Here is a 23320-nt window from a genome sequence, read left to right as displayed (position 1 = left end):
AGCCGAATGTCCGCATTCGGCTTTTTATTGATTGATTTCAAAATAATGTGTCAACTCAATGCTATTGGGTAACTCATCAAATTCCGTAAGTTTTTGATGCGTCTCAGCCCAACTGGTTTTGGAGTTCGCACAAAAATTTAACTCAAGCTCTGCAATAAAATCCTCCTGAACCAGTCCCAAAGGAATCCACATCACCTTTGGGTTGATCGTTAGTGCATTCGGTACAGGTGATCCACATTGCCGACAGAAACTACTATTAAAACCGGTATCTTTAATATAAGTCTGAATCAACTGCTCGCCTTGCTGCCATTGAAATGATTCCGTCTGCACAAAGGTGGAGGCATTCGATGCAGCACCACTCTGCTTGCGGCATAGGCTGCAATAACAACGATACATCATTTTGATTTTTGCCAGATGGAACTGAAAGCTGATCGCCCCACACAAACAAGCCCCTGTAAATTGTATCTTCTGATGATTTGCTCTCATCAATAATGATCCTGATTGTTGTTATTTGATTAAGCTTGGCTCAAATGTTGTAATGAATCCCAAGCCGCTTGTGCCAGTATTTCCCGATAAGCCATTGGACTAGTCAATACTTTTTCAGACAACCAAGCACGGCAATAACTTTCACTGGCACCGATCACCAAAGACATCATCAGCTCTGCAGGCACTGACTTTAATACACTGGCATCGGCATAGTTGGAAATATGCGCGATGATGAGTTGATTTCTGAGCTTATTTTTGTCATTTAAGACTTGTCGATATTCACCCTGTCGCACACTCAGATGAGCGAGCAAAAGAAATTGCGCAAACTTGGGCTGATCAGAAACCCAGTCGGTATAACTATAAATCAGCGCATAGAGCAATTCTTTGAGTGTTTTTGCTTGTTGTAAATACTGATCACGTAGCTGCGCCTGATCATCCAATGCAGCAAACACCAGTGCTGCAATCACGCCTTCTTTGTTTTTAAAATGATGATAAATCGCACCGACACTGCTCTCTGACTTCGCTCGAATCATGTCGATACTGGTCGTTTCCAGACCATATTCAAGAAAACAGGACAAGGCATCCGATAAAATCTGGCGTTTTAATAAGGATCTACGTTGTGGATATAAACGTTCTAATAATTGCTGAGCTGCCTGCATGCTTTCATCAAAATGACCAATAATCGGAACTATTGTGTATGACTTGACCACAGCTTGTAAACAGAATTATATTCTGTAAAAGAATTTAATTCCGTTAAAGGAAGCTTCATCATGGCCTCAACGCTAGATCTATGGAACAAAGTCTCTGTCTTACCTGCAGGTAAATGGACATTCACTCGAATGCTGTGCCTTAAAGCACCGTATTTCAGTAGTATTTCCCCACTGTTTGAAGAACTTAAACCTAACGCCTGCAAAATTAGTATCAAGAAAAAACGGAGCGTGTTGAATCATATTGGTACGGTACATGCAATCGCGATGTGTAACATGGCGGAACTTGCGGGTGGGACCATGACTGAAGTGACAGTACCCACAACCCATCGCTGGATTCCCAAAGGCATGACGGTTGAATATTTAAAGAAGGCTGAAACTGATCTGATTGCGATTGCTAGCCCTGTTGATGAGCATTACGATTGGGACAAAGCAGGTGAATATCTGGTGAATGTTGATGTACTCGATCAACACAATGAAAAAGTTTTCCATGCCACCATCACCATGTGGATTTCCAAAAAGAAGAAATAAAATAAAAAAGCCCTGGAGCATATGCATTCAGGGCTTTTCTAGGCGTTTTCGCTTACTTTTTAAAAGGCAGTGCATATTTAAAAATACGCCCAACCACTTCACCAAACTGCTTCACAAAGCTGGCATTGTTATAATGCAGGCCATATTTCTCACAAACCGCCTGTACTTTCGGTGCAACTTGACGATAGCGACGTGCAGGAATATCAGGGAATAAATGATGCTCAATTTGATGACTCAAATGTCCCGTTAAGATATGGAAGGCTTCTGAACCAGTCAGATTGGATGAACCACGGATCTGACGCATATACCAATGGCCACGGCTTTCATCTTGCAATACGGCTTTTGGGAATACTTCAACATCTTTAGTAAAGTGACCACAGAAAATAATGCTGAATGTCCAGACATTGCGAATCCCATTCGCCACCAAATTACCTGTAAATACCGGAATCGCTGCAGGACCTGCAATCAATGGAAAAAACACATAATCCTTAAACATTTGCTTGAGGATTTTCTTTTGCGCAGGCTGCCATTCGCGTTTAAATTGCGCCATGGTTTTACGCTTATACAGCACCTTACCCAATTCAAGATTTTGAACTGCGACCCCCCATTGGAATAACAGGCTAAATGGCAAGATATAGATCGGCTGAATCAAAGTGAACTTCGACCAGCGCTGTTCAGGGAACAAACGGAATACGCCATAACCAACATCATCATCCATGCCCTTTACATTGGTATAGGTATGATGCTTATAGTTATGGGTTTGACGCCAGTTGTCTGAAGTCCCCACCGTATCCCATTCATAGGTTTGACCATTAAACTTCGGATCATTCATCCAGTCATACTGACCGTGCATGACATTATGACCCAACTCCATATTTTCCATGATTTTGGCAAAACCGAGTAAGCCAGTCCCGAGTAACCATGCTGGAGGAAACCAGCCTAGAAATAAACAAGCACGTCCAGCCAGACTGCTATAACGAATGGTGGAATAGACACGGCGAATATATTTGGCATCTTTCTCGCCTAAATCATCTAATACTTCTTGTTTGATTTGATCGAGTTCACGAGCAAAAGCATCTAATTCTGCAGCAGTTAAATCACGATTTTTGGGATTTTTAAAAAATTCCATCTTAACAGGCATGTTCATAATCAATTACTCTCTTATAGATCAATCACAAGATCAGACTGGGCTGAATTGACACAAATTTTTAATAGCTGTGTTGGTTCATTATTGGCAGCACCATTCAATAAGTTTTTGGTTGCGCCTTGTGCTTTATTACAGGCACATTTATTACAAATTCCCATACGGCAACCATGATTTGGCTTGATGCCTTGATGTTCTAAGCTAGACAGAATCGATTGGCCTTTAGGAATGGCGATGGTCTTATTGGATTGGGTCAATGTGACATTCACAAAGCCCGTGTCCGTCGCATCCACATCAAATTGACTCAAGCTAAAAGCTTCTGTTTGTAAGGCTGCAGCGTCTTGGAACAAACGTTCTGCTGTTGCCGCAAACCCCGATGGTCCACAGGCATAGACTGTGGTTTCAGCTAAATCACGAATTTGGTCAACATGATTTGGATTTAAACGTTGATCTTGTTCTTGGGTATAAAAAGTTTGGGCACTAAAATTTGGAAAATTTTCAGATACTTCTTTCAGATATTCTGCATAAGCTGCATCGGCATGGGTTTTGACCCAATACATCAATTGGACAGATGTTGTATTTAATTGTTTTGACTGACATAACGCTTCAATCAAACTCAGCATCGGGGTGATACCACTCCCCGCTGCCAGCAATACTAAATGTGGTGTTGCAACGGTCTGCTGCATCTCACCATAAGGCTGTCCCAAACGTAAGATATCCCCGGTTTGGCTGCCCTCAACCAACCAAGAACTGACTAGACCTTGATCCACTTTTTTTACGGTTAAACAGAGATGATCGGCATCCACCTGCATCAAGCTATAGGTACGCTCGTAGTGGCGACCTGCGATATCAACTGTTACAGGATGATGCTGCCCAGCAACACCACGAGCAACATGTCGGTTGCATTGCAGAATAAGACTGACGGTGTCTTTTGCCACGATTTGTTTTTTTACGATTTTGGCTAGAGACTGATTAATGGACCACAATGGATTGATTTTCTGTAACCAAAAATTGGCGTCATGGCTGTTCATCACACTGTGAGCCAACGAATTAAATAGAGAATTTCTCTTTTCAATTGCTTGCATGAGCAGGTTTACTCTGGTTGTTTGTTAATTATTATACATATGTATATATATTTGTATATACACTCGTATAAGAATTTACATTTCACAAGTCCACAGACAATCGCTATAATCCCGAGTAGCTTACTTATATATTGAAAACAATGGTTCATTCTTCTTTTTTACCACTCGGTCATGACAACCTAAACGAACAAGATGTCATTCCTATGAAATCTCCTGTGCGCTCAGTAGGTAGAAAAGCAACCATTACCAAAGAAGAGTTGTTTCAAGCCACGCTCAACTTGATTGGCCCGCAAAAAAGTATCGCTTCGCTCAGCTTACGTGAAATTGCACGTGAGGCAGGTATTGCACCAAATAGTTTCTATCGTCATTTTAAAGATATTGATGAACTGGCAATTGCCTTGATTGATCAGTCGGGTTTGGTACTGCGCCGTATTATTCGTGAAGCGCGTTTACAGGCTTCAAAGCAGCAAAGCATTATCCGCAGTTCGGTTGAAGTGTTTATTCAACAATTGAATACCGATGAAGGCAACCTGAGTTTGTTATTACGTGAAGGTTATACCGGATCGACCTCATATAAAGCAGCAGTTGACCGTCAACTGAATTTCTTTCAGCAAGAGCTTCAAGAAGACCTGATTCGTTTAGAGCGTTTAAATAACAGTAAGCTCAGTCATGCTGATCTTGCAGCCAAAGCCATCACCCAATTGGTGTTCAATATGGGCGCAAAAGTGCTGGATTTGCCTGCGGAACAACGTACTGAAGTGGCAGAACAAACCATGGTCATGATTCGTATGATTTTAGAAGGTGCGCGCCATATCAACGAAATGGAAATTGATTAATTGTTCGCAGCGCAATAGGATAGATGTCATCAAAATCATATGTTTGTTCTTTAACATAACAACAACTTAAACTAGGCATCTAGATCATGAATCTACTCAGTGACCGTCAAAGCATCATCGCCAGCTTTATCCTGATGGCTTTGTTTTTAATGATGGTCATTCCCTTGCATTTACTTCCGAGTTTTTTTGCAGGTTTTCTGGTCTTTGAAATTATTAACAGTTTAAGTTCAATTGTTGAAAAACATATTGATGGTCAACGTGCACGCATCTTTATCAGTATTATTCTGGGTATTCTAACCACGTTCCTGATTGGCTTTTTTATTACCAGTCTGATCAGCTTTGTGATCTATGATTTAAAAGGGACTGGACTGAATTCCTTTAATTTTAAGATCGATCAAACACTGATTAAATTCCAAGAGGAAATGAGTCATTACCTGCCAGGTTATTTACCGCATAGCGTGGCAGATATCAAAAACCAGATTCTGTCTTTTATCAAAAATAATATTTCAATCGTCAAAAATACGGGAACTGATATTCTGCATAATCTGGCGACGATGGTGATTGGTCTGATTGTCGGGATTTTGGTGTCGATCCAGAATTTCAAACAGCATGCACCACAACCTGCGTTTAAAGCGGCTGTGCTACATCGAATTCAAAAGCTTTCCGTTTCGTTTAAAAATGTGGTCTTTGCTCAAGTGAAAATTTCGCTGATCAATACCGTATTGTTTATGATCTTTGTCTTTATCGTTCTACCGATCTTCAATATCCATTTACCTTTTGCCAAGACCCTGACCATTCTGACCTTTATTTTTGGTCTACTGCCGATCATTGGCAATTTGATTTCAAATACCTTGATCATTATGGCCGGCTTGACCATATCCCTGTCTGTGGCAGCCATTGCATTGGCCTATCTCGTGATCATTCATAAGCTGGAATATTTCGTCAATGCCAAAATCATTGGTACCAAAATCAATGCCAGTGCATGGGAAGTGTTATTAGCGATGCTCATTTTCGAGTCGATTTTTGGGCTCAGCGGTCTGATTGTTGCACCGATTTTCTATGCTTATATCAAACTGGAATGTAAAGATGCAGGGCTGATTTAAGCCATTTTTTAACAATTCTAAAAGAAGTCTAACAGATGGACGCATCATTCCATCTGAATCAAAACCAATAAAATCAAAAATAAAATTGATGATAAGCAAACTTACAAAAGCCTAGAAAACGAAAACACTCAAGTCTCGATTCAAGCGATAAGCTAGCCATGAAATGAATGGTTTTTATTCACGATGTTTCATCACATTATAATTGAATGAGGTAACTATGAATTCTTCAACAGCGAAAGCTTTAAAAGTATATACACGTAATAATTTAGATGACTCAATTAAAGAGTCCACGGTAAAAATCTTAAATCAAATCCTTGCCAACCTGATTGATCTGTCCTTATTGACCAAGCAGGCGCACTGGAACATGCGGGGTAGCAACTTTATTGCAGTACATGAAATGTTAGATACCTTCCGCACTTCGCTAATCACTCATTTAGACAATGTTGCAGAGCGAGCTGTACAGATCGGTGGAACCGCATTAGGAACAACACAAACAGTTGCAGAAACATCACACCTCAAGCCATACCCTGTTGCCATTCACGCAGTACAAGACCACTTAAAAGAACTGGCAGATCGTTATGGCGTGGTCGCCAACCATTTGCGCGATACCATTGATGAAATTCAAGACCCAATTTCCGAAGATATTATCCATGCTGCACTCGAAGATCTGGATCAATATTTATGGTTCTTGGAAGCCAATATTGATCACTAAATCAATAGACAATAAAAAAGAGGACCTTCATTGTCCTCTTTTTTATTGTCGCTTCAATTAAGGCTTAACCACAACCAAAACTTGAATTGCTTCTGGTGTCACAGACAGACCATCTAACAGACCTAAGCCCTCTTTCTGGAATTTCTGTAGACGCTCGATTTCATCTTGGCGAATACTTGGGTTAAATTGCTTCAAATAACTTAAACGGTCAATTTCATACTGCCACTTACCACTGTAATGCTCTTTAGCCTGTTGCATTAATTCAGGCAATGATCCCTTGGCAATCTCTAAAGCTTGCGCATAACGTGACTCAATCACTTCACGGCGGGCTTTCACCACTTGACGACAGCTATTACCATCTAGGTGATGCAGATATGGACGTAAAATGCTTGGGTCAATCTTGGCAGACAAGTCCTGACCATTTTCACTGAGCAATACACGAATCAATTGTTTCGGCAAACTTGATGGCAAGTTCAATGCTTTCGGCGCAACCACATCAACCTTAAACCACACTTCCAACAAGACTGAACCTTGTTTTAGTGCATTCGATTTCAATAAGGCCACATTGGTACTACCGAATGATTGTGTGCGGATCATTTCCATCACACTTTCAATGAACGGATGTTCTAAAGTCAAATATTGTGCATCTTCACGGATTTGTGCCTGATCACGATAGAAGGTCGCAGTCATGCCTTCTTCATCCAAGGTAATTCCTTGAACTTGCATTTGATCAGTCGGCTTGATGATCACCGTACCATTGCTTTGCTCATCAAAATCGATATTGGTGGATGACATGAAACGCTTCACGAACATTGGCAAAGTGGTGTTGTCATCATAATCTTCAAGCGCTTGTACAATGCCTTGTGCAACCACTGGACGGCAAGAGTTGTACTCAAGCAAACGGTCACGACCCGCTTGTAGCTCAGCTTCTAAGGCTTGACGCTGTACATTGACTTCTTCAAGTAAATCTTCAAACGTCTGACCTTGATCGGCCAATAAGCAATCTTTCAATTCAACAATAAAATTCTCTTGTAGCGTTTGCGCCGTCGGAGAAATACTGCTGAAAATATTGAGTGCTTCGTTGTACCAACGGAACATACGTTCCTGTGCTGTACCCATCAGATACGGCACATGGATTTGAATACGGTTTTCCTGACCAATACGGTCCAGACGACCAATACGTTGTTCCAATACGTCAGGGTTTGCAGGTAGATCAAATAAGATCAAATCACTGGCAAACTGGAAGTTACGCCCTTCTGAACCAATTTCCGAACACAATAGGATTTGAGCGCCATAACTGTCTTCTGCAAAATATGCCGCAGCTTGGTCACGCTCTAATAGACTCATGCCCTCATGGAACATGGCGGTACGAATACCCGCATGTAAACGTAGAACATTTTCCAATGCTTCTACCACTGGCCCGCTGCGTGCAATCAACAACACTTTTTTATGTTTTAAATCTTTGCGCAGCACTTCCATCAACCAAGGCACACGCGGATCATTTTCCATCCATGCGCCATCCAGTTGACCTTCTTCTGGCCACATTTGCTCACGCATTTTGCCATCAAATGACCAGTCTTCTGGTGCTGGCAAAGGTGCTGGCTGGCAATCACGACCTGGGAAGCCTTGAATCGCTTCACGAGTATTACGGAACAAGATACGACCTGTGCCGTGACGGTCTAATAATTCATGAATCGCACGCATACGCTGTTCAGGTTGATCATCAATACGATGACCCAATAAACCGTCCAGTGCAGCAAGATGCTCTTCTGTTAATGCTTGATCAGACATCAACACTTCTGCAATTTTTGCAGTATGTTGATATTGCTCTTCTTCATCAAGGAAACGATCTAGGCTGCTGAAACGTTGCGGATCGAGTAAACGAAGACGGGCAAAATGGCTTTCAACGCCTAATTGCTCAGGTGTTGCGGTGAGCAGTAACACACCTGCTGTTTGTTCAGCCAATTCTTCGACCAGATCATAACGATCATTACCGCCTTCTTCTTCACTCCACATCAAATGATGGGCTTCATCGACCACCAATAGATCAAAACCGGCTTCCATGGCCTGCTCACGCAAGTCATCGTGGTCAACCATCAAATCGACGCTGGCAATAATGCATTGCTCAGTCAGGAATGGATTCAGATCAGGATCATGTTCTTTGATCGAAGCAGTACGGGTTAAGTCGAACAGCGAGAATTGCAAATTGAAACGGCGGCGCATTTCAATCATCCACTGATATTGCAATGAATCAGGGACTAAAATCAGGATACGTTCTGAACGTCCTGTTTTCAGTTGCTGGTGAATGATTAAACCTGCTTCAATGGTTTTACCTAAACCCACTTCATCCGCTAGCAAGACACGTGGCGCAAAACGCTTACCGACTTCATGTGCGATATAAAGCTGGTGTGGAATCAAGCCGACACGCGCACCAAGAAAACCACGTAAAGGGCTGGTGTGCATTTGTGCTTGCAACAGCATCGCTTCAATACGCAGGTCATACCATTCTTTATAATCGACTTGACTGGCTAACAGACGCTCTAAAGGTTTTGACAACTGAATCTGCGCACCGATACGGGTTTCATTCAGTGACTTACGTTCTTGTTCGCCATTTTCAAGGCTACGAACCACATCATAACGCAGTACGCCATGACGATCTTCAATCGACTCAACAGTCCACTTGATGCCTTCTTGGTCTTGTACTTCATCATTAACATTAAAGATGATGCGAGATAAAGGCGCATTGTTACGTGCATAGACACGAGTTTCATCACTTTTAGGGAATAAAATGCTGATAGAACGTTCATCTACATCAATAAGAACCCCTAAACCGAGTTCAGTTTCAGTATCTGATAACCAACGTTGACCAATAGCAAACTGCTGCAATTTTTCCACCTTTATCTCAAGTTAGCCTACATATTTTATGCCCTGACCCAAATAAAAGTTAAGGCATTTTATGTAGTTTTCAACGATGTATTTTGACACAAAGCGCAATCAAATAGCGTGCATCACATCGTGTTTCATAAAAAAGTTTTTAGACTAAAACGGTACTGCACAATCAAAGCTGAGTTGTGCACCTGTTTTAGGATGCGCAAAGCTCAATTGCGTTGCATGTAAACACAAACGCGGATAAAGCTGTTGCTGTTCTGGCGTGGCATACAAGGTATCGCCTAGAATCGGATGACCTAAATATTGCATATGCACACGAAGCTGATGTGAACGCCCTGTAATCGGAATGAGTTTAACTCGAGTTACAGCTTGTCCTTGAATTTCTAAATGTTCGATCGCCTGCCATTCGGTTAATGCCGGCTTGTGATAGGAAGCATCCACAATATGCAATGGCGGGCGGCTTGGATCATAAATCACAGGAATATCGACTGTGCCCTGACCTTGTAAATGCCCAGCCACCAAAGCTTGATAAATTTTTGAGGTTTGACGATCTTGAAATTGGCGCGAAACATTGCTTTGTCCAAATTTGGATAAACCAAACACCAAGATGCCAGACGTATCGCGATCTAAACGATGAATCAGTAAAGTTTTTGGTTCTAATTCTAATAGACGATTGATCAAACAATCTTGTAAATCAGGTGTTTTCCCCGGCACAGTGAGTAAGCCTGCAGGTTTATGGATGACCATAAAATCTTCATCACGATGAATCAAATGTTCACTTAGAAAATCATTCAAGGTAGCCTTCCAACGACTGGATGAAAACAAGCGGGCAATCATAAAAAGCTTGGCGCTGAATTACAATGCATGACACGTATTTTTACTATTTTTTTTCGTGTTTCTCTCGATATTTCATCCAGAATCGAAGTTAAAGGATGATTTAGGTCTGTTGCTCTAGAAATTGTTGAATCGCATGTTGAGCAATTTCTGCATCTTGAAAAGATTGTACACCCGAAACACCCACAGCCCCGACAACCTGCCCTTGATAGACAATCGGCTCACCACCTTCTAACATGCCTTTTGCTGCATTGATCGTTAAAAAGCCGATCTTACCATCACGGATCATATCTTCCGATGCCTTGGTGGTTCTTCGGCTGACCGCAGCAGATTGTGCTTTTTCTTGGCAAATCTGTGTCGAGAGTACCGAGGCGCCATCCATACGCTTCATCATTAATAAAGTTCCACCATCATCCACAACTGCAATGCTGACATTAAAGCTGTGCGCTGTTGCATATTGCCATGCTGCGTCAACTAAAATTTCCACATCAGCGGACGTTAAATAATGTTTAGTTTTCATGTTTTACTCCATTCCTATGGGTTTCTTATAAAAAGCTTTTAGATATGATACAACTGCCATCTACAGCCTACGCAGGCCCAAAGCACAGCCGAGGACCAACGCAAATATAGTTTACTATTCAAGCATTATTTCACCTTACGGTACAGTAAAGATTGTTTATCTTTGCGCTTCGTCGCTGAGGTTTATCGTACAAATAGATAGGAACTCTTTAAGATTCCGTCACGCTCAAGCATTATTGTTAAACCCGTTAAGTTCTCTATTCAGCTCAAGCTAAAATTCACCCATAAAAAAAGCCCGAACAAATCGGGCTTCTCTATGCATCACAGGGTTATTTCATTTCTGCAAAGGTTTCTTTTGCTGCCTGAATGGTCTCTGCAATATCTTGATCTGAATGCATCGATGAAATAAATCCAGCTTCAAATGCCGATGGTGCTAAATACACACCACGCTTTAACATGCCATGGAAGAATTTCTTAAATGCTTCAACATCACAGGCCAACATTGAATCAAAGCTGGTAATGTTCTCTTGATCGGTGAAATACAAGCCGAACATGCCACCCACTTGTTGAGTTTTAAATGGAATACCCGCTTCGTCTGCCGCAGCCTGTAAGCCTGCAAGTAATTTTGCGAGCTGTGCAGCAAGCTTGCCATAAAACTCTGGTTCACGAAGGTGTTTGAACATCGCGATACCTGCACGCATTGCCAATGGATTCCCTGACAATGTACCTGCTTGGTAAACACCACCTAAAGGTGCGATGCATTCCATGATTTCACGTTTACCACCAAAAGCACCGACTGGTAAGCCCGCACCGATGATTTTACCCAACGTCGTCAAGTCAGGTTTAACTTTATAGACTGATTGTGCACCACCTAGAGCAACACGGAAACCTGTCATTACTTCATCAATGATAAAGACAGATTTGTATTCATCACAGACATCACGAATTGCTTGTAAGAAACCATCGATTGGTGTCACTAGATTCATGTTGCCTGCAACGGGTTCAATGATTACACCTGCAATCTCATGACCGAACTTGCTAAAGCATTCTTTCAATGCCTCGATATTGTTATATGGGAGCGTTAAGGTATGTTTAGCAAAATCAGCTGGTACACCTTTTGAGGTTGGCTCACCTTCACCAAGCGTCAATAAACCTGAACCTGCTTTCACCAATAGCGAGTCTGAATGACCGTGATAGCAGCCTTCAAATTTCACAATCTTGTCACGACCTGTATAACCACGTGCCAAACGAATCGCAGTCATGGTTGCTTCCGTACCCGAGCTAGTCATACGTACCAATTCAATAGAAGGCATGATCTCGCAAATAGTATCTGCCAAAGTGGTTTCATATACCGTTGGTGCACCAAAACTTAGGCCATCTTCTGCCGCAGTTTGTACCGCTTGAATAATATCAGGATGTGCATGACCTAAAATCATTGGTCCCCATGAACCGACATAGTCCACATAACGTTTGCCATCGACATCCCACAAGTACGCCCCTTTTGCCTTTTCAATAAAGACAGGCGTACCACCAACACCGTTAAATGCACGTACAGGTGAATTTACGCCACCTGGAATATGTTTATTTGCTTGTTTAAATAGCTGTTCTTGCTTTGGAGATAAGCTCATAAAAGACTCAACCTAGAATCGAGGACGAGGAACGTTGTGGTTCCGAGAAACAATAAAAATTCCGCGAAGCGGATACATATAATTAGTCAAATAACGTTGCCCATGCATTTACACGAGCAGGAATTTCGGCTGTTGATCGTCCTAATATATCACTAATTACGGCACAAAGGCTCGCCCCAGATTCAATCACCACCTGAGAATTTTCAACGGTCAAACCGCCAATCGCACAAATCGGCACAGCAATTTTTTGTTTCGCTTGTTTGATCACTTCGATGCCGACATTACCTGCTTCAGGTTTGGTTGAAGTTGCATAGACTGCACCAAAGGCCACATAAGTTGCACCGTCAGCAATCGCCTTCTCTGCCAGCTCCAATGAATTTAGACAAGTACGACCAATAATCACACCTTGGGGTAAACATGCGGCGGCATCGCTTATTTCACCATCGGACTGTCCAAGATGTACCCCTAATCCAAATTGCTCTGCCAGTGCCAAATCATCATTAATTACAAATGGGACTTGATGCTTTTCACAAAGTACTTTGATCTGCTCAACTTCACTTGGCTGATCTGCTTTTGCGACTTTCTTACGACGGTATTGCAGAATGGCAATCTTGCCTGTCGCTAGAGCCACATCTAATTTTTCTAATAATAATTGGATTGGATCATCATTGGTAATGAGGTATAGACCGCGCATGAACGTTTCACTATTCACTATAATTACATTAACTTCAGGGTATATTTTCTTGGTTAAAAATTAAAGAGAGGGAGTGTATAAGTTCTTATTAATTAACCTATCTACTCTCTGCCTCACAAATAAATGGCGTATACCGCCATGAACATTTTAATCAGCTAAATTCCTTACTTGGGGATTTTCTAAATGGCGTATGCCGCCATGAACCAGCAGAGACGGCCAATAAAACCAGCTTTTTGTTTCTAAATGGCGTATGCCGCCATGAACATCCAGATATGGATAGCCAAAGAATCAGACCATTTCTAAATGGCGTATGCCGCCATGAACCAATTGACTTTTTTGCCCCTGAGTAATCGAATTTTCTAAATGGCGTATGCCGCCATGAACTATGACTGCAAGAGCTACAGAAACATGACCTCTTTCTAAATGGCGTATGCCGCCATGAACATCACCATCAAAACTGCTTTTGTCGTTCTATGTTTCTAAATGGCGTATGCCGCCATGAACACTGCGACAAATACATGGGGAGGGTTTACAGATTTCTAAATGGCGTATGCCGCCATGAACTGGCTATAACAAATTCCTGAAAAAGTTTGCTATTTCTAAATGGCGTATGCCGCCATGAACGGGTGCACACATCTGTTGTTGATACTCATGAATTTCTAAATGGCGTATGCCGCCATGAACATAGACAACCTGTTAGATCGCACATGGTCAAATTTCTAAATGGCGTATGCCGCCATGAACATCTTGTGATGCATACAGCTTGGGCTTTCTGTGTTTCTAAATGGCGTATGCCGCCATGAACATAGCTGTATTAATTTGCTGTCTTAGCTCTGTTTTCTAAATGGCGTATGCCGCCATGAACTATTTGAGGGTTCAGCAGATTCACCAATTCGATTTCTAAATGGCGTATGCCGCCATGAACATAAGTAACTTCAAGCGACCTAACTTTATATTTTTCTAAATGGCGTATGCCGCCATGAACATTGTTCATTCAGCTATCAATGTTTTTACTGATTTCTAAATGGCGTATGCCGCCATGAACTGCCCTGCGCTGAATGTATTTTTAATGGTCTTTTTCTAAATGGTGTATGCCGCCATGAACCCACAGGATGCAGCCACCCTCGAAGCTTTAGCTTTTAAATGGCGTATGCCGCCATGAACTTCAACCCTTCGTACTCTTCACACCAATCCAATTTCTAAATGGCGTATGCCGCCATGAACTATAAAATTATAGTAAAAATATAAGTTACAACAAGTAGTTAATGTAGATTTAGGCATTTTACCCAATCAAAAAATCACTTACTGTAACTCATTGATTTTATTAAGCTGTTAAAGAGTCAAAAAATATTGGGTTAAAACTCTGGCACGGTTGAGAAACGACTTAACCCATAAGTTCCAAATGTTCCCTCCTTTGCCTCATCAGCAACAGATTTACCAATATATAGGCGATACGGTCGATCTATATTTTCTTCTCGCTTGGCACTCAGACTTTTTAAGCTCACATAAGGTTCAATTACAGGCTGATCAATATATTCCTTAAAGTGCTGCCTCGCTTGATCCAAAGAAATATTGTGGCGCTGTGCTTGATGAGTAATACGCTCTTCTAAATTCATCTTTGGATTAATTCGAAAATAATGAGCGTAACCCATGATTTTAGCTTGAGGTACTTCGCGTGGTTGGGTGAAATGGACATAGTCCACAAATCGTTCCAACCACTTCCCCAGATTAAGTTGCTGTAACTGGACTTCTGTATTGGCAAAAATACGAATTTTCTTACCCAAAAAACCAATATTCTTTTGCTGGTTAATACGATATTGAGGGAAAGAGACACCTAAGCGGCTCTGATCCTGATTATCACTATGCTCTGCAAAAGCAATATGAAGTTGGGTATACACTTTTGACCAAATGAAATAAGGTGAAATTTCATCCTGATCAATTAAAGTGATTTCTTGATAATATTGCATTATTAATCCTTCGCACTTTGACCAAACACCCCACCACGCACTAAAACAGCCATAACATAGTGTTCTTGTTCAAGATTTTCTAATGACTCACCTAAAGCATACTTATCAAACAAGGTAAAAAAGTCTTTTTTCTCTTTAGGAGTACGATAAGCTTTTCCAAGATTTGTGACCGCACCATAAGGTTCAATCGCGATTGCTGTTTTTTTGTCATCAAACTCAGGATACCAAGTATCAATTGTACGTAATGCATTACCGATTTTTTGAGAGTGCATTGCAGCCACATCATTGACTTGATAAAGGATTTTACTCTTATCACCCTTACCTTTATCCAAAACTAATTCTTCGCTTGGATAAACTTCTTGTGCTTTACCCACCAAGGCATAAGCCTCAATTTTAATCAATAAATATACTGTTTCACCTTTTAGAGCCTGAGCGATTTGATCAGCTAATTTTTTTAATTTTTCATCAACATGATCAAAATCATGCAGTGGATATTCTAAAGCATTAAATATTATAGCGGGTTGATCATTTATTGTTACCACAACCTCTACTTTTTCTGCACCGACACGGTTACGCCATAAAAAACGAGCATTGGCAATATTAAGTGCATAGCGTTTCGCAAGCTCCGTAAAGCCATATTGGTTAATATAACTTTTTGCTACAGTCTGATAAGAATTTAAAAAAGCTTCATTGTTACATGCAGATGGATTTTCAACACCACCTAATACTTTCAAAGTAAAACCAACTTTTAAAGTATCTTGATGCTCACCTAAAGCACAAGCATCTACTGTTTGTAAATTGGCTTTTTCAACTTCAGCATTCAACTTCAATGGATCACTGGCAACAGCAGGCTTTAAACGGTTTGAAATCGTTCCTCGGACTGATTTAGGAATGAGTTTTAAAGCTGTTTGTTCATTGCGATTATCCCAAGTCGTTCCATAAAAATATCCATCAGATGGAACAAGTTTCTTTTCAAACGCGAGTACACTTGCGACTGCTTTTTCATTTTTAGCCATGAGTCTTTCCTTTTTCAATATCAAATTAATTTGTTGTAGCGTTTTGGCAGAGATATAAATTGTTTTCTGAATCAAAATGGTATTGCCATAACATTTGATCAAGATGTTCTATGCGGTACGGCATCAAAAATTCACCCAAAGTTAAAACACTTTCGGCAAACCGATGTGGTGTATTGGCATCCCTTTGATTTTTTGCGAATCCCAACTCAGAAATTCCTTGAAAGCCAACAGCGACAGGTACAAGCCAACCTTGAGCTTTACGCTTTGAAGTCCATGTCACTTTGTTATCATCATCTACATTAGAACTATGCGTTACGTGTAAATACTCTAAAACCGCATCTAAAGCATCTTTACCTTGATTCATACTGTCTATCACGAGATCACGGCGCTCGATCAGTACATGTCCAAGCATGAGTTTATTGAGGATGGGTTTTAATTCCCTGTCATGATCTTCATCATCATCAAAATCCAGTATTTGGCAATTCTTCACCGTAAGAACATCTCCACTAGCAAATTTCATACTACAAATTAGCTCAGAAGCAAGTTCTAACAATTGCTCTCTTTTTTTGTTATTCAGACCTTCAATTTCAACTAAAAGTGAAACTTCCAAATGGCAACGGGCTTCCTCAATAAAAGCGGGGCGACTTCCATCCTTATCCAATGGATTTGCTGTACCTATAATTGAATGGACAAAATCGCCCTGTCCTTTATAGGTTTGCAAATTAAACTCATGACAACTTACCGCAACTTTAGTTAAAGCCACATCACATGCTTTAGCTTGTAATTTACGTTGCAAAGCGTGGACTGCGCCAAGCCAAGCTGTCATTGCTGGAAATCCAATGGTATATGGGCTACTCATGGCATTGGCATTGTGAAGTTTTAAATGAGAAATCAATAAAAAATGACGCATTAGAAAAACTCCTTTGCTTGTTGTAATGAGCTTTCTACACGCTGTTTAACTTCAACCAACTCAACTGTTCCCAGCATATAAGCATCACTAATTACTTTTTCATAACTTCGTAATATCCAACGCGCTATTTCTCGGCTTAATTCATCACGCCAGTCACTATTTTCTTCTCGCTCGACTTGATAAGTTTTATCTAGCCAAACTCGCTGCATTTTCGGTAAGTTTGCGTAATAATCTTGATTTGTCCATCCTTCAATTGCATATTGTCTAGTCTTTAATGCCTGTAGTAACACTTGATCAATCACAAATTGAATAATATTTTTTATCGCATTTCTAATATCCATATTATTTAGATCAAGCTGCATAAATCTATGCAATTGAATAAAGCTGTCTTGATAATTTCTTAGATATAAACACTGCATAAAAAAATCAGTTTTAGGAAGTCGAATCGCTCTTTTTTCTAATACTGGTGGGCAACTCGACAGTAAATAAGCTCGTCCTGCATTTTGGCTATTTAAAACACTAACATTCTGTGGTTGAGTTCCACCATACGCTGTTATTGTTAAATCAAATATATCCGCATAACCTATTTCATCATGTTCATTTTTCTTACGCAATTCTTTAGATTTTTTGGTTTCTTCCGAAAAACGCATAGCATCAATTGCTTGTTTGAGTCGAGTAATTAAACCAGATGGCGTTAAAATGGATAATAAATGATATTCAGATTGATTAATTGGGAAATAGACCTGTTTTACTAGATGGTCTGTTTTTACTGAATGATCTGCGGCTTTAATTTTTAAAAATTCTGAACTCAATGCTTCAAAATTTAAATCTGCATGCGTAATTAAAGCCCGCAACTCTTGGTTGTCTTGTTCGAAGCCATCCAAAACCGTCATTTTTCCAGTAAGTGGTAAAGACAAAAACTTAAATACGTCCATTGCGGCAGCATTACCAAATACATCCAATGAATATTCCACATTACCACTACGTAAGTAGCCATCATTGCAATGTTTCGCCTTAGCAATAAGGCTTGAAGTCTTGGCACTTGGATGACTAAACTTACTTGGGTGACTCACCATTGCAAGCTGGGTTACGCGCTTTGCTGCATCAGGTAACCATTCATTTAAACTAAATTTATCATTTGCTTGATGTTGCAAAGTTGAAGTTTCAACATCACTTTCTGCTCTTTTTAAACGATCTTTTAGCCAAAGTTCTTTACGTTCATTTAAAAATGCATGAATACTTTCTGCCATATCCTTTCCATCTTATTATTTATTTGAAACCACCAAGCCAAACTGTTCTGAATACATCAATCGTTTATTCTCATCGTACTCTGGCAACATAATCTCACCATAACGTTCCGATAGTCTTTCAATCTTTGCTTCAATATCTTCGTCATTCTCAATTAAATGATCAAGTGTCAAGCGACACAAAATGTCGTAATAATTCCTATTCAACCATAATCTTTTTTGTTCCAAATTATTTAGTTGTAAATAATGAATATTATAAAAACCGCTTCGATCAACATAATGACCAAAATCATTTTTTTCACAGAGTAGCAGTTTATGATCTCTCCAAACAACAAAAATATTAATATTCGGAGAACTTTGCCTAAATTGTATAAATTTTTGAGGTAAAGCTGTTAAAAACCATTTTTGGGTTAACCATGAATTTAATGGTTTTGCTCCAACTTTGTCGTATGAGGTTAATACATCAGCCATTACTGCATGTTCAAGATCTGCTAGTCTTTGTCTTGCTTGTAATGGTCGATTCGTTTTTATTCTTGGTATGGCATTAATATTAAAACTCACATCTGAAATATCAAGCAACTCTTTTAAATCTTTAGTGTGTAATTGGAATTTATCATTATTAAGTTCAAAACCAGGCTTTTCAAAAGCAACCTTAGCTTTTCTTAATCCTTTTAAATTATATTGCATTAAAGCAATATTTGGCTTTTCGATATTCTGTTCCAATTTTCTGTGACGTAACACTCGCCCTGCTAATTGAATAATCGAACGATAAGATGATGGCTCTACAATGGCCCAATCAAAATCATGGTCTCGCCCAACCTCCTCCACAGGGGTTGCAACCAAAATAAAAATCACATGTTCATCTTCAATTGAATCTAGATGCTGACGAATCACATCATTTGAGAATGCCGTCGCCTGTTCCCCCGCTTTTTCTTTACGCTTTAGAACCTGATCTAAGTGTCGCTCCTGCTCACTACGTAGCAACAAAACTTGACGACTATGATAAGCCATAACACGAGGCGCTATGCCCTGCGACCATTCTGCATTGAGTAAGTATTGAGTTAAAGCAACACAGGGAGGAATATTGGCAACACGTACCACACCAAAAGAGACTTTTTTACCTGTCTTAAGATCGATACTGTGATGACTCAAATGTAATTGTTCAGCATTCTGCTGAATCCGTTCAAAATACTGAGACTGCAAACTTTGATCTAAAAATTGAACTTCTTTTTCAGCCACAAGATCAGCACAATCTACAATATAGGCTTTATGTTTAACAACTTGCTGAACTAATGCTGCTGTCCGAAGATCTACAAATTGATCATGTGTATTTTGATATTGTTGTATCAGCTCTTTTGGTGTATTCGAATCAATGGTTTGAATTTTTGTTTTGAACTCATCGACCCACATCGAAACGAGATTTTTATTCTTTAACTTTTTAAAGGCAGAATACAAAGCCCAGCCTTGCTGATAAGCATTAAAAAATCCCTCAGCCAATGCTGGAGGTATGGTTGCTGACGATATCATCACTTTTCGCCCCAACATACCTGCAAGATGCACCAGTCGGGCAATAGCAACTAAGTCTTGAGCATTAAAATCATCCACTTCATCAATGACTAAGTCTGAGGATGAAAGTCTTAAGCTCGGTAAAATATATTTGCCGCCACGCTTGGTTTCAGTCGCTGCCATAATATGATCAATGGTACAGGTTAAAACAGGTTTATATAGAAATGCTTTATTACGTTGTTCTTGATTTTTAGGGAATAAAGCATTCATAAAATCGGCTTGAGGCATCGTGTCGTAATCCAGTTCATTCTCTAATAACGCCTCTAACGACTCTGAACCAATTTCCTCGATATTTAATTCATTCTGTTGATCATTTCTAGTATTTTGATGATGCAACTCCTGCACAGCTTTTGAACCAATTAAAACGGCTAGTTCATCATTACTTAAACCAATATCATGACGGTATGAATCCCCTGTTTGTAAAGTTAATGTTCTCAAACCTAGTGCTAAAATATAACGTAATGATTGTCCGTCCTTAGATAAGGCTTGCATGATTTTCGCATTGGCAATGGTTTTTCCTTTCCCAGTACTTGCCATATTGACAATAAACCAACCTTGTTTCTCAACCCCTTCATTTTTTTGAATGAATTGCTGAATCCCTTTAGCGGCCTGATCCTGCCATTCAAAACCTGATGGACTTTTCTTTTTTAATTTTTGAATATCGTATGCAGATTCCATCTCATCTGCTAAACGGCTTAAAGACTGAGCCACTCGCATAGCATTGTCACTAACTCGGACTAAATGCTCATCTAAATACTGTTTCGCTTGTTTCGTTTTTGGGTCGGTATTTGCAACAAGTGATAAATTCGTTTTCCATGCTTTATCTGCCTCACACGATGAATAATAATGATCCCCCAACATTAGACATAAACGCGCATGATGCAAAATCACTCGCCAACTACCATCAATAAAAATCTGTTCTGATGTTTGAGCTTCCTGTAATAAACGTAAAGACCATTTTTTAATTTGTTTTGTCCATTCAGCAGATTGGCCTAGTAAACCTTGCTCAAACTGAAAACACAATTTAAGTTGTTGTTGGTAATCCTTTTCATCAAATTTGTTTTGATAGCCCCAGTTTGCTTCGATACATTCAAATAATTCTGCAATACTATTTGTAGGTTCAGCAGCATATCTTTTTGAATCTTTATCTTCTTTTAAATTAGGTAAGCGATGGTGTGAAATGATCAGCCACGCGACTAATTGAGCGAATGGTGGAAGCTGAGCTAAAACTTTGGATTGATCTGATTCTTTTACAATCGTTTGCTTGAGAAGTGCCTCATCCCAACTTTGATTAATGAATAAATTTAACCATGCTTCATCAGATTCAATATTGCCTGATGATTGCACCAAAGCATTTAATAATAGGCATGAAATCCATTCATGACGTAAAGGATCACCTTTAAATTGGTTATTTTTATCAAGTAATTTTTGCTGGAATAATACCGTTGCTTTACCCCAATCATGAAGTAAAGCAGAAACTGCAACTAATGCCTTAATTAAAGGTAAATAATGCCAGTCATTTTCCCATTTATTTTGAGACAAACTTTTCTTTGTGGTATTCACGGGGACTATCCCCTGTTCATTAAACTTATTCCTGTTTCCCACAATCCACATTAATTCACTTCTACGACGACCACGTATCCAATGACATGAAACCGCTGTATTTTTCGTCACCGTTTTTCTCAGCAGCTTTTTTACCGCTAATAAACCATCTTCAGTGATCACTGTTTGCCAAGTGTTATCACCAATCCTATCAGCAAAGGCATCGAGTACACGACGAGTTCGAGCAATCGCTTTCTTTTCACACTGAGAGATAAAAGTGACAATCATCATTCGCTCTCCTGATTTGGAAAGCTTTTACCCGCTTGCAACTTCACCTGTTCAAACATCCAGTCTAGGCATTTATACTGTGTGAACTTCTGCAATAGCTGCTGACGGAACTCTTGCTCAGTCAGCCCCTCTTTGGCACAAATAAACGCCCACGGTAAAACCACTGCATCCTTAATGAGATCAGCTACATCAAAAACCAAAGCCCCACGTCGGGTTTTGCCATGCATCACTGCAAAACTATGACTAATACCTAAGACCCAAAGTGTTGTCGCACTGAGGCCATAGGCTAAGTAATTGCCATGATTCAAAAAATCATTGGCTAAATCCCCTTGCTCTGGATTTCGCTCAAAACTCAACTTACAACGGGTTGCTGCAATTTTATAAAGTTGCTTGGTCATCTGTGCTTCGGCGAGGAGTAAATCCCCTACTTTAGCCATATTAGGAATTCTCTTTTCAAAACCAGTCAAAGCTTGTTGAATGTCTAAATCATCCAGATAAAAACCTTCATCCTTTAAATCTTTATCTTTAGCCCAAATTTTGCGGATAAATTCGATACGGGCAAATTGAAATTGCTTTGCCACTTCCAAACGTTTGACATCATCAAACCAGAAGCTCATCCAGCCTTGCATATACTCAGTTGGGCGATATTCACTTTGTGGCGTTAACCATTCCACCTCACTTCCTGCAAATAAAGGCGTGCCACCACCGCCACAGAAACCCACCAGCACACCTGCGCTACACAACATTCGCATCGCAGCCTGAGTAATGGATGTCCCTGTACCCAGCAAAATCACCGTGGTATTGGCAATCGGAATATTCCAATATTGGTTTTCATTTTTTGCTTCGGTGAGATACAACACTCGCCCATCTTTTTGCATTACTCTGCAATGCTCTAAATAATAAAGATTGGCACGTTTAGAATGTAAGATCGCTTTTAAATCAGATGGGTTAAGTTGTTCCATTCTTGTGTTTTTCCCTCATTTTTTATGATCTTACTGAAACGGCGAACAATAAAAAAGCTGCCGAAGCAGCTTTACGACACTTAATGTCGCTTTATAATTTTTAAATATAGGATGATTTAAGAATCAATTTTATCAAACTGACGATCAATCAGACTTAAACGACCACGCGCAACATCCGATAACATGCGCCAATCCGAGATAAAGCTATACAGCGGCTGTTTAAAGCTGGCAGGCTTATTATGTTCAAAGAAAAAATGCCCAACCCAAGCACAGGCATAGCCTGATACCAAACCATACAAAGCATATTTTGCCTGACGTTTACGAATCGCTTTACTAAAGAAATATAAACCGACCGAGCTGCCTGCAACGTGCAAACGACGGCTGGCAATACTGCGATGTTCTGTTAAATAAAAGTGATAAAATTCATCATAGTTTTTAATCGGTAATGAAAATTCCACTGGCTTGGTAATATTCGCTGGTGCATTCATTGTTAGATCATCCTAATCGTGCAAGACTCTCCACACGTTAATGCATTTTCTGTACAAAATAAAGTCATTGCGTGCCATCCTTTCCAAGCTTAAAACAACTTTACAATGATTTTTGAGATCAACAAGTTATACTAAGTTTTGTCTATATCATTCTCGGTGGTCAGGA

The 23320-nt window shown here is 40.0% G+C and carries 20 protein-coding genes and 1 CRISPR repeat array; of the genes, 4 read left to right on the top strand and 16 right to left on the bottom strand.

All coding sequences use genetic code 11. The features are described from left to right. Positions 1 to 24 precede the first annotated feature (24 nt). Positions 25 to 486 carry a GFA family protein gene (locus tag NDN13_RS19535; RefSeq protein ID WP_251116635.1) on the bottom strand — a complete coding sequence of 154 codons (462 nt, stop codon included), beginning with the start codon at positions 484 to 486 and terminating at the stop codon, positions 25 to 27. Between the two features lie 29 nt (positions 487 to 515). Then, positions 516 to 1145, bottom strand: a complete 630-nt coding sequence (locus NDN13_RS19530; protein WP_251116634.1) for a TetR/AcrR family transcriptional regulator — start codon at positions 1143 to 1145, stop codon at positions 516 to 518. Positions 1146 to 1256: 111 nt separating this feature from the next. Between NDN13_RS19530 and NDN13_RS19525 the strand changes: the two genes are divergently transcribed. Further along, positions 1257 to 1724, top strand: a complete 468-nt coding sequence (locus NDN13_RS19525; RefSeq protein WP_005323026.1) for a hotdog fold domain-containing protein — start codon at positions 1257 to 1259, stop codon at positions 1722 to 1724. 52 nt (positions 1725 to 1776) lie between these two features. On the opposite strand, the gene NDN13_RS19520 is transcribed toward NDN13_RS19525, so the two are convergent. Both NDN13_RS19520 and NDN13_RS19515 read right to left on the bottom strand, forming a co-directional pair. Next, positions 1777 to 2871, bottom strand: a complete 1095-nt coding sequence (locus NDN13_RS19520; protein ID WP_251116633.1) for a fatty acid desaturase family protein — start codon at positions 2869 to 2871, stop codon at positions 1777 to 1779. 14 nt (positions 2872 to 2885) lie between these two features. Then, positions 2886 to 3953: a ferredoxin reductase gene (locus NDN13_RS19515; protein WP_251116632.1), complete on the bottom strand. Its 1068-nt coding sequence runs from the start codon at positions 3951 to 3953 to the stop codon at positions 2886 to 2888. A 140-nt stretch (positions 3954 to 4093) separates the two neighbouring features. On the opposite strand from NDN13_RS19515, the gene fabR reads away from it, so the two are divergent. From fabR to dps, 3 genes are all read left to right on the top strand, one after another. After that, complete coding sequence (gene fabR, locus NDN13_RS19510; RefSeq protein ID WP_005202301.1) at positions 4094 to 4789, top strand: HTH-type transcriptional repressor FabR; 696 nt, start codon at positions 4094 to 4096, stop codon at positions 4787 to 4789. Positions 4790 to 4875: 86 nt separating this feature from the next. Then, positions 4876 to 5892 carry an AI-2E family transporter gene (locus tag NDN13_RS19505; RefSeq protein ID WP_005323024.1) on the top strand — a complete coding sequence of 339 codons (1017 nt, stop codon included), beginning with the start codon at positions 4876 to 4878 and terminating at the stop codon, positions 5890 to 5892. A gap of 217 nt (positions 5893 to 6109) precedes the next feature. Beyond that, positions 6110 to 6604: a DNA starvation/stationary phase protection protein Dps gene (dps, locus tag NDN13_RS19500; protein ID WP_004801316.1), complete on the top strand. Its 495-nt coding sequence runs from the start codon at positions 6110 to 6112 to the stop codon at positions 6602 to 6604. A gap of 57 nt (positions 6605 to 6661) precedes the next feature. On the opposite strand, the gene rapA is transcribed toward dps, so the two are convergent. The 12 genes from rapA to NDN13_RS19440 all read right to left on the bottom strand — a co-directional run bounded on the left by rapA (position 6662) and on the right by NDN13_RS19440 (position 23154). Further along, complete coding sequence (gene rapA, locus NDN13_RS19495; protein ID WP_241272830.1) at positions 6662 to 9499, bottom strand: RNA polymerase-associated protein RapA; 2838 nt, start codon at positions 9497 to 9499, stop codon at positions 6662 to 6664. Positions 9500 to 9643: 144 nt separating this feature from the next. Then, entirely contained in the window at positions 9644 to 10288 is a 645-nt protein-coding gene (locus NDN13_RS19490; RefSeq protein ID WP_251116631.1) for an RluA family pseudouridine synthase, read from the bottom strand. A 142-nt stretch (positions 10289 to 10430) separates the two neighbouring features. Next, entirely contained in the window at positions 10431 to 10847 is a 417-nt protein-coding gene (locus NDN13_RS19485) for a GlcG/HbpS family heme-binding protein (protein WP_004801321.1), read from the bottom strand. Positions 10848 to 11175: 328 nt separating this feature from the next. Beyond that, positions 11176 to 12474: a glutamate-1-semialdehyde 2,1-aminomutase gene (hemL, locus tag NDN13_RS19480; protein ID WP_251116630.1), complete on the bottom strand. Its 1299-nt coding sequence runs from the start codon at positions 12472 to 12474 to the stop codon at positions 11176 to 11178. A gap of 82 nt (positions 12475 to 12556) precedes the next feature. After that, positions 12557 to 13168: a thiamine phosphate synthase gene (gene thiE, locus NDN13_RS19475; protein ID WP_251118272.1), complete on the bottom strand. Its 612-nt coding sequence runs from the start codon at positions 13166 to 13168 to the stop codon at positions 12557 to 12559. A 116-nt stretch (positions 13169 to 13284) separates the two neighbouring features. Beyond that, positions 13285 to 14392: direct repeats of the CRISPR family, unit length 28 nt; unit sequence TTTCTAAATGGCGTATGCCGCCATGAAC. Positions 14393 to 14523: 131 nt separating this feature from the next. Next, positions 14524 to 15135, bottom strand: coding sequence for a type I-F CRISPR-associated endoribonuclease Cas6/Csy4 (gene cas6f, locus NDN13_RS19470; RefSeq protein WP_251116629.1), 612 nt, complete (start codon positions 15133 to 15135; stop codon positions 14524 to 14526). Between the two features lie 2 nt (positions 15136 to 15137). Continuing rightward, a complete protein-coding gene (csy3, locus tag NDN13_RS19465) occupies positions 15138 to 16151 on the bottom strand; it encodes a type I-F CRISPR-associated protein Csy3 (protein WP_251116628.1) in 1014 nt (337 codons plus the stop codon). Positions 16152 to 16176: 25 nt separating this feature from the next. Next, the gene (gene csy2, locus NDN13_RS19460; protein WP_251116627.1) at positions 16177 to 17061 is read right to left on the bottom strand and encodes a type I-F CRISPR-associated protein Csy2; all 885 of its coding nucleotides are present in this window, start codon (positions 17059 to 17061) and stop codon (positions 16177 to 16179) included. Continuing rightward, positions 17061 to 18311 (bottom strand): type I-F CRISPR-associated protein Csy1, encoded by a 1251-nt coding sequence (gene csy1, locus NDN13_RS19455; RefSeq protein WP_251116626.1) that lies wholly within the window; start codon positions 18309 to 18311, stop codon positions 17061 to 17063. The genes csy2 and csy1 overlap by 1 nt, the downstream gene beginning before the upstream one ends. A 15-nt stretch (positions 18312 to 18326) precedes the next feature. Beyond that, positions 18327 to 21704 carry a type I-F CRISPR-associated helicase Cas3f gene (gene cas3f / locus NDN13_RS19450; protein WP_251118271.1) on the bottom strand — a complete coding sequence of 1126 codons (3378 nt, stop codon included), beginning with the start codon at positions 21702 to 21704 and terminating at the stop codon, positions 18327 to 18329. Next, entirely contained in the window at positions 21704 to 22666 is a 963-nt protein-coding gene (gene cas1f / locus NDN13_RS19445) for a type I-F CRISPR-associated endonuclease Cas1f (protein WP_251116625.1), read from the bottom strand. Before cas1f ends, cas3f begins: the two co-directional genes overlap by 1 nt. A 116-nt stretch (positions 22667 to 22782) precedes the next feature. After that, positions 22783 to 23154 (bottom strand): Mpo1-like protein, encoded by a 372-nt coding sequence (locus NDN13_RS19440; protein ID WP_005184094.1) that lies wholly within the window; start codon positions 23152 to 23154, stop codon positions 22783 to 22785. Positions 23155 to 23320 lie beyond the last annotated feature (166 nt).

The sequence above is a fragment of the Acinetobacter sp. C32I genome (genome assembly GCF_023702715.1).
GTDB lineage: Bacteria > Pseudomonadota > Gammaproteobacteria > Pseudomonadales > Moraxellaceae > Acinetobacter.
The sequence above is the reverse complement of the archived record's forward strand: the minus strand, read 5'-3'. Positions and strand labels throughout refer to the sequence as shown.

What these genes read in the sequence shown, in the direction of transcription:
- NDN13_RS19535 (WP_251116635.1), bottom strand. Translation starts at nt 486, where the DNA reads ATGAGAGCAAATCATCAGAAGATACAATTTACAGGGGCTTGTTTGTGT.
- NDN13_RS19530 (WP_251116634.1), bottom strand. Translation starts at nt 1,145, where the DNA reads ATGCAGGCAGCTCAGCAATTATTAGAACGTTTATATCCACAACGTAGA.
- NDN13_RS19525 (WP_005323026.1), top strand. Translation starts at nt 1,257, where the DNA reads ATGGCCTCAACGCTAGATCTATGGAACAAAGTCTCTGTCTTACCTGCA.
- NDN13_RS19520 (WP_251116633.1), bottom strand. Translation starts at nt 2,871, where the DNA reads ATGAACATGCCTGTTAAGATGGAATTTTTTAAAAATCCCAAAAATCGT.
- NDN13_RS19515 (WP_251116632.1), bottom strand. Translation starts at nt 3,953, where the DNA reads ATGCAAGCAATTGAAAAGAGAAATTCTCTATTTAATTCGTTGGCTCAC.
- fabR (WP_005202301.1), top strand. Translation starts at nt 4,094, where the DNA reads ATGGTTCATTCTTCTTTTTTACCACTCGGTCATGACAACCTAAACGAA.
- NDN13_RS19505 (WP_005323024.1), top strand. Translation starts at nt 4,876, where the DNA reads ATGAATCTACTCAGTGACCGTCAAAGCATCATCGCCAGCTTTATCCTG.
- dps (WP_004801316.1), top strand. Translation starts at nt 6,110, where the DNA reads ATGAATTCTTCAACAGCGAAAGCTTTAAAAGTATATACACGTAATAAT.
- NDN13_RS19485 (WP_004801321.1), bottom strand. Translation starts at nt 10,847, where the DNA reads ATGAAAACTAAACATTATTTAACGTCCGCTGATGTGGAAATTTTAGTT.
- hemL (WP_251116630.1), bottom strand. Translation starts at nt 12,474, where the DNA reads ATGAGCTTATCTCCAAAGCAAGAACAGCTATTTAAACAAGCAAATAAA.
- thiE (WP_251118272.1), bottom strand. Translation starts at nt 13,168, where the DNA reads ATGCGCGGTCTATACCTCATTACCAATGATGATCCAATCCAATTATTA.
- cas6f (WP_251116629.1), bottom strand. Translation starts at nt 15,135, where the DNA reads ATGCAATATTATCAAGAAATCACTTTAATTGATCAGGATGAAATTTCA.
- csy3 (WP_251116628.1), bottom strand. Translation starts at nt 16,151, where the DNA reads ATGGCTAAAAATGAAAAAGCAGTCGCAAGTGTACTCGCGTTTGAAAAG.
- csy2 (WP_251116627.1), bottom strand. Translation starts at nt 17,061, where the DNA reads ATGCGTCATTTTTTATTGATTTCTCATTTAAAACTTCACAATGCCAAT.
- csy1 (WP_251116626.1), bottom strand. Translation starts at nt 18,311, where the DNA reads ATGGCAGAAAGTATTCATGCATTTTTAAATGAACGTAAAGAACTTTGG.
- cas3f (WP_251118271.1), bottom strand. Translation starts at nt 21,704, where the DNA reads ATGATTGTCACTTTTATCTCTCAGTGTGAAAAGAAAGCGATTGCTCGA.
- cas1f (WP_251116625.1), bottom strand. Translation starts at nt 22,666, where the DNA reads ATGGAACAACTTAACCCATCTGATTTAAAAGCGATCTTACATTCTAAA.
- NDN13_RS19440 (WP_005184094.1), bottom strand. Translation starts at nt 23,154, where the DNA reads ATGAATGCACCAGCGAATATTACCAAGCCAGTGGAATTTTCATTACCG.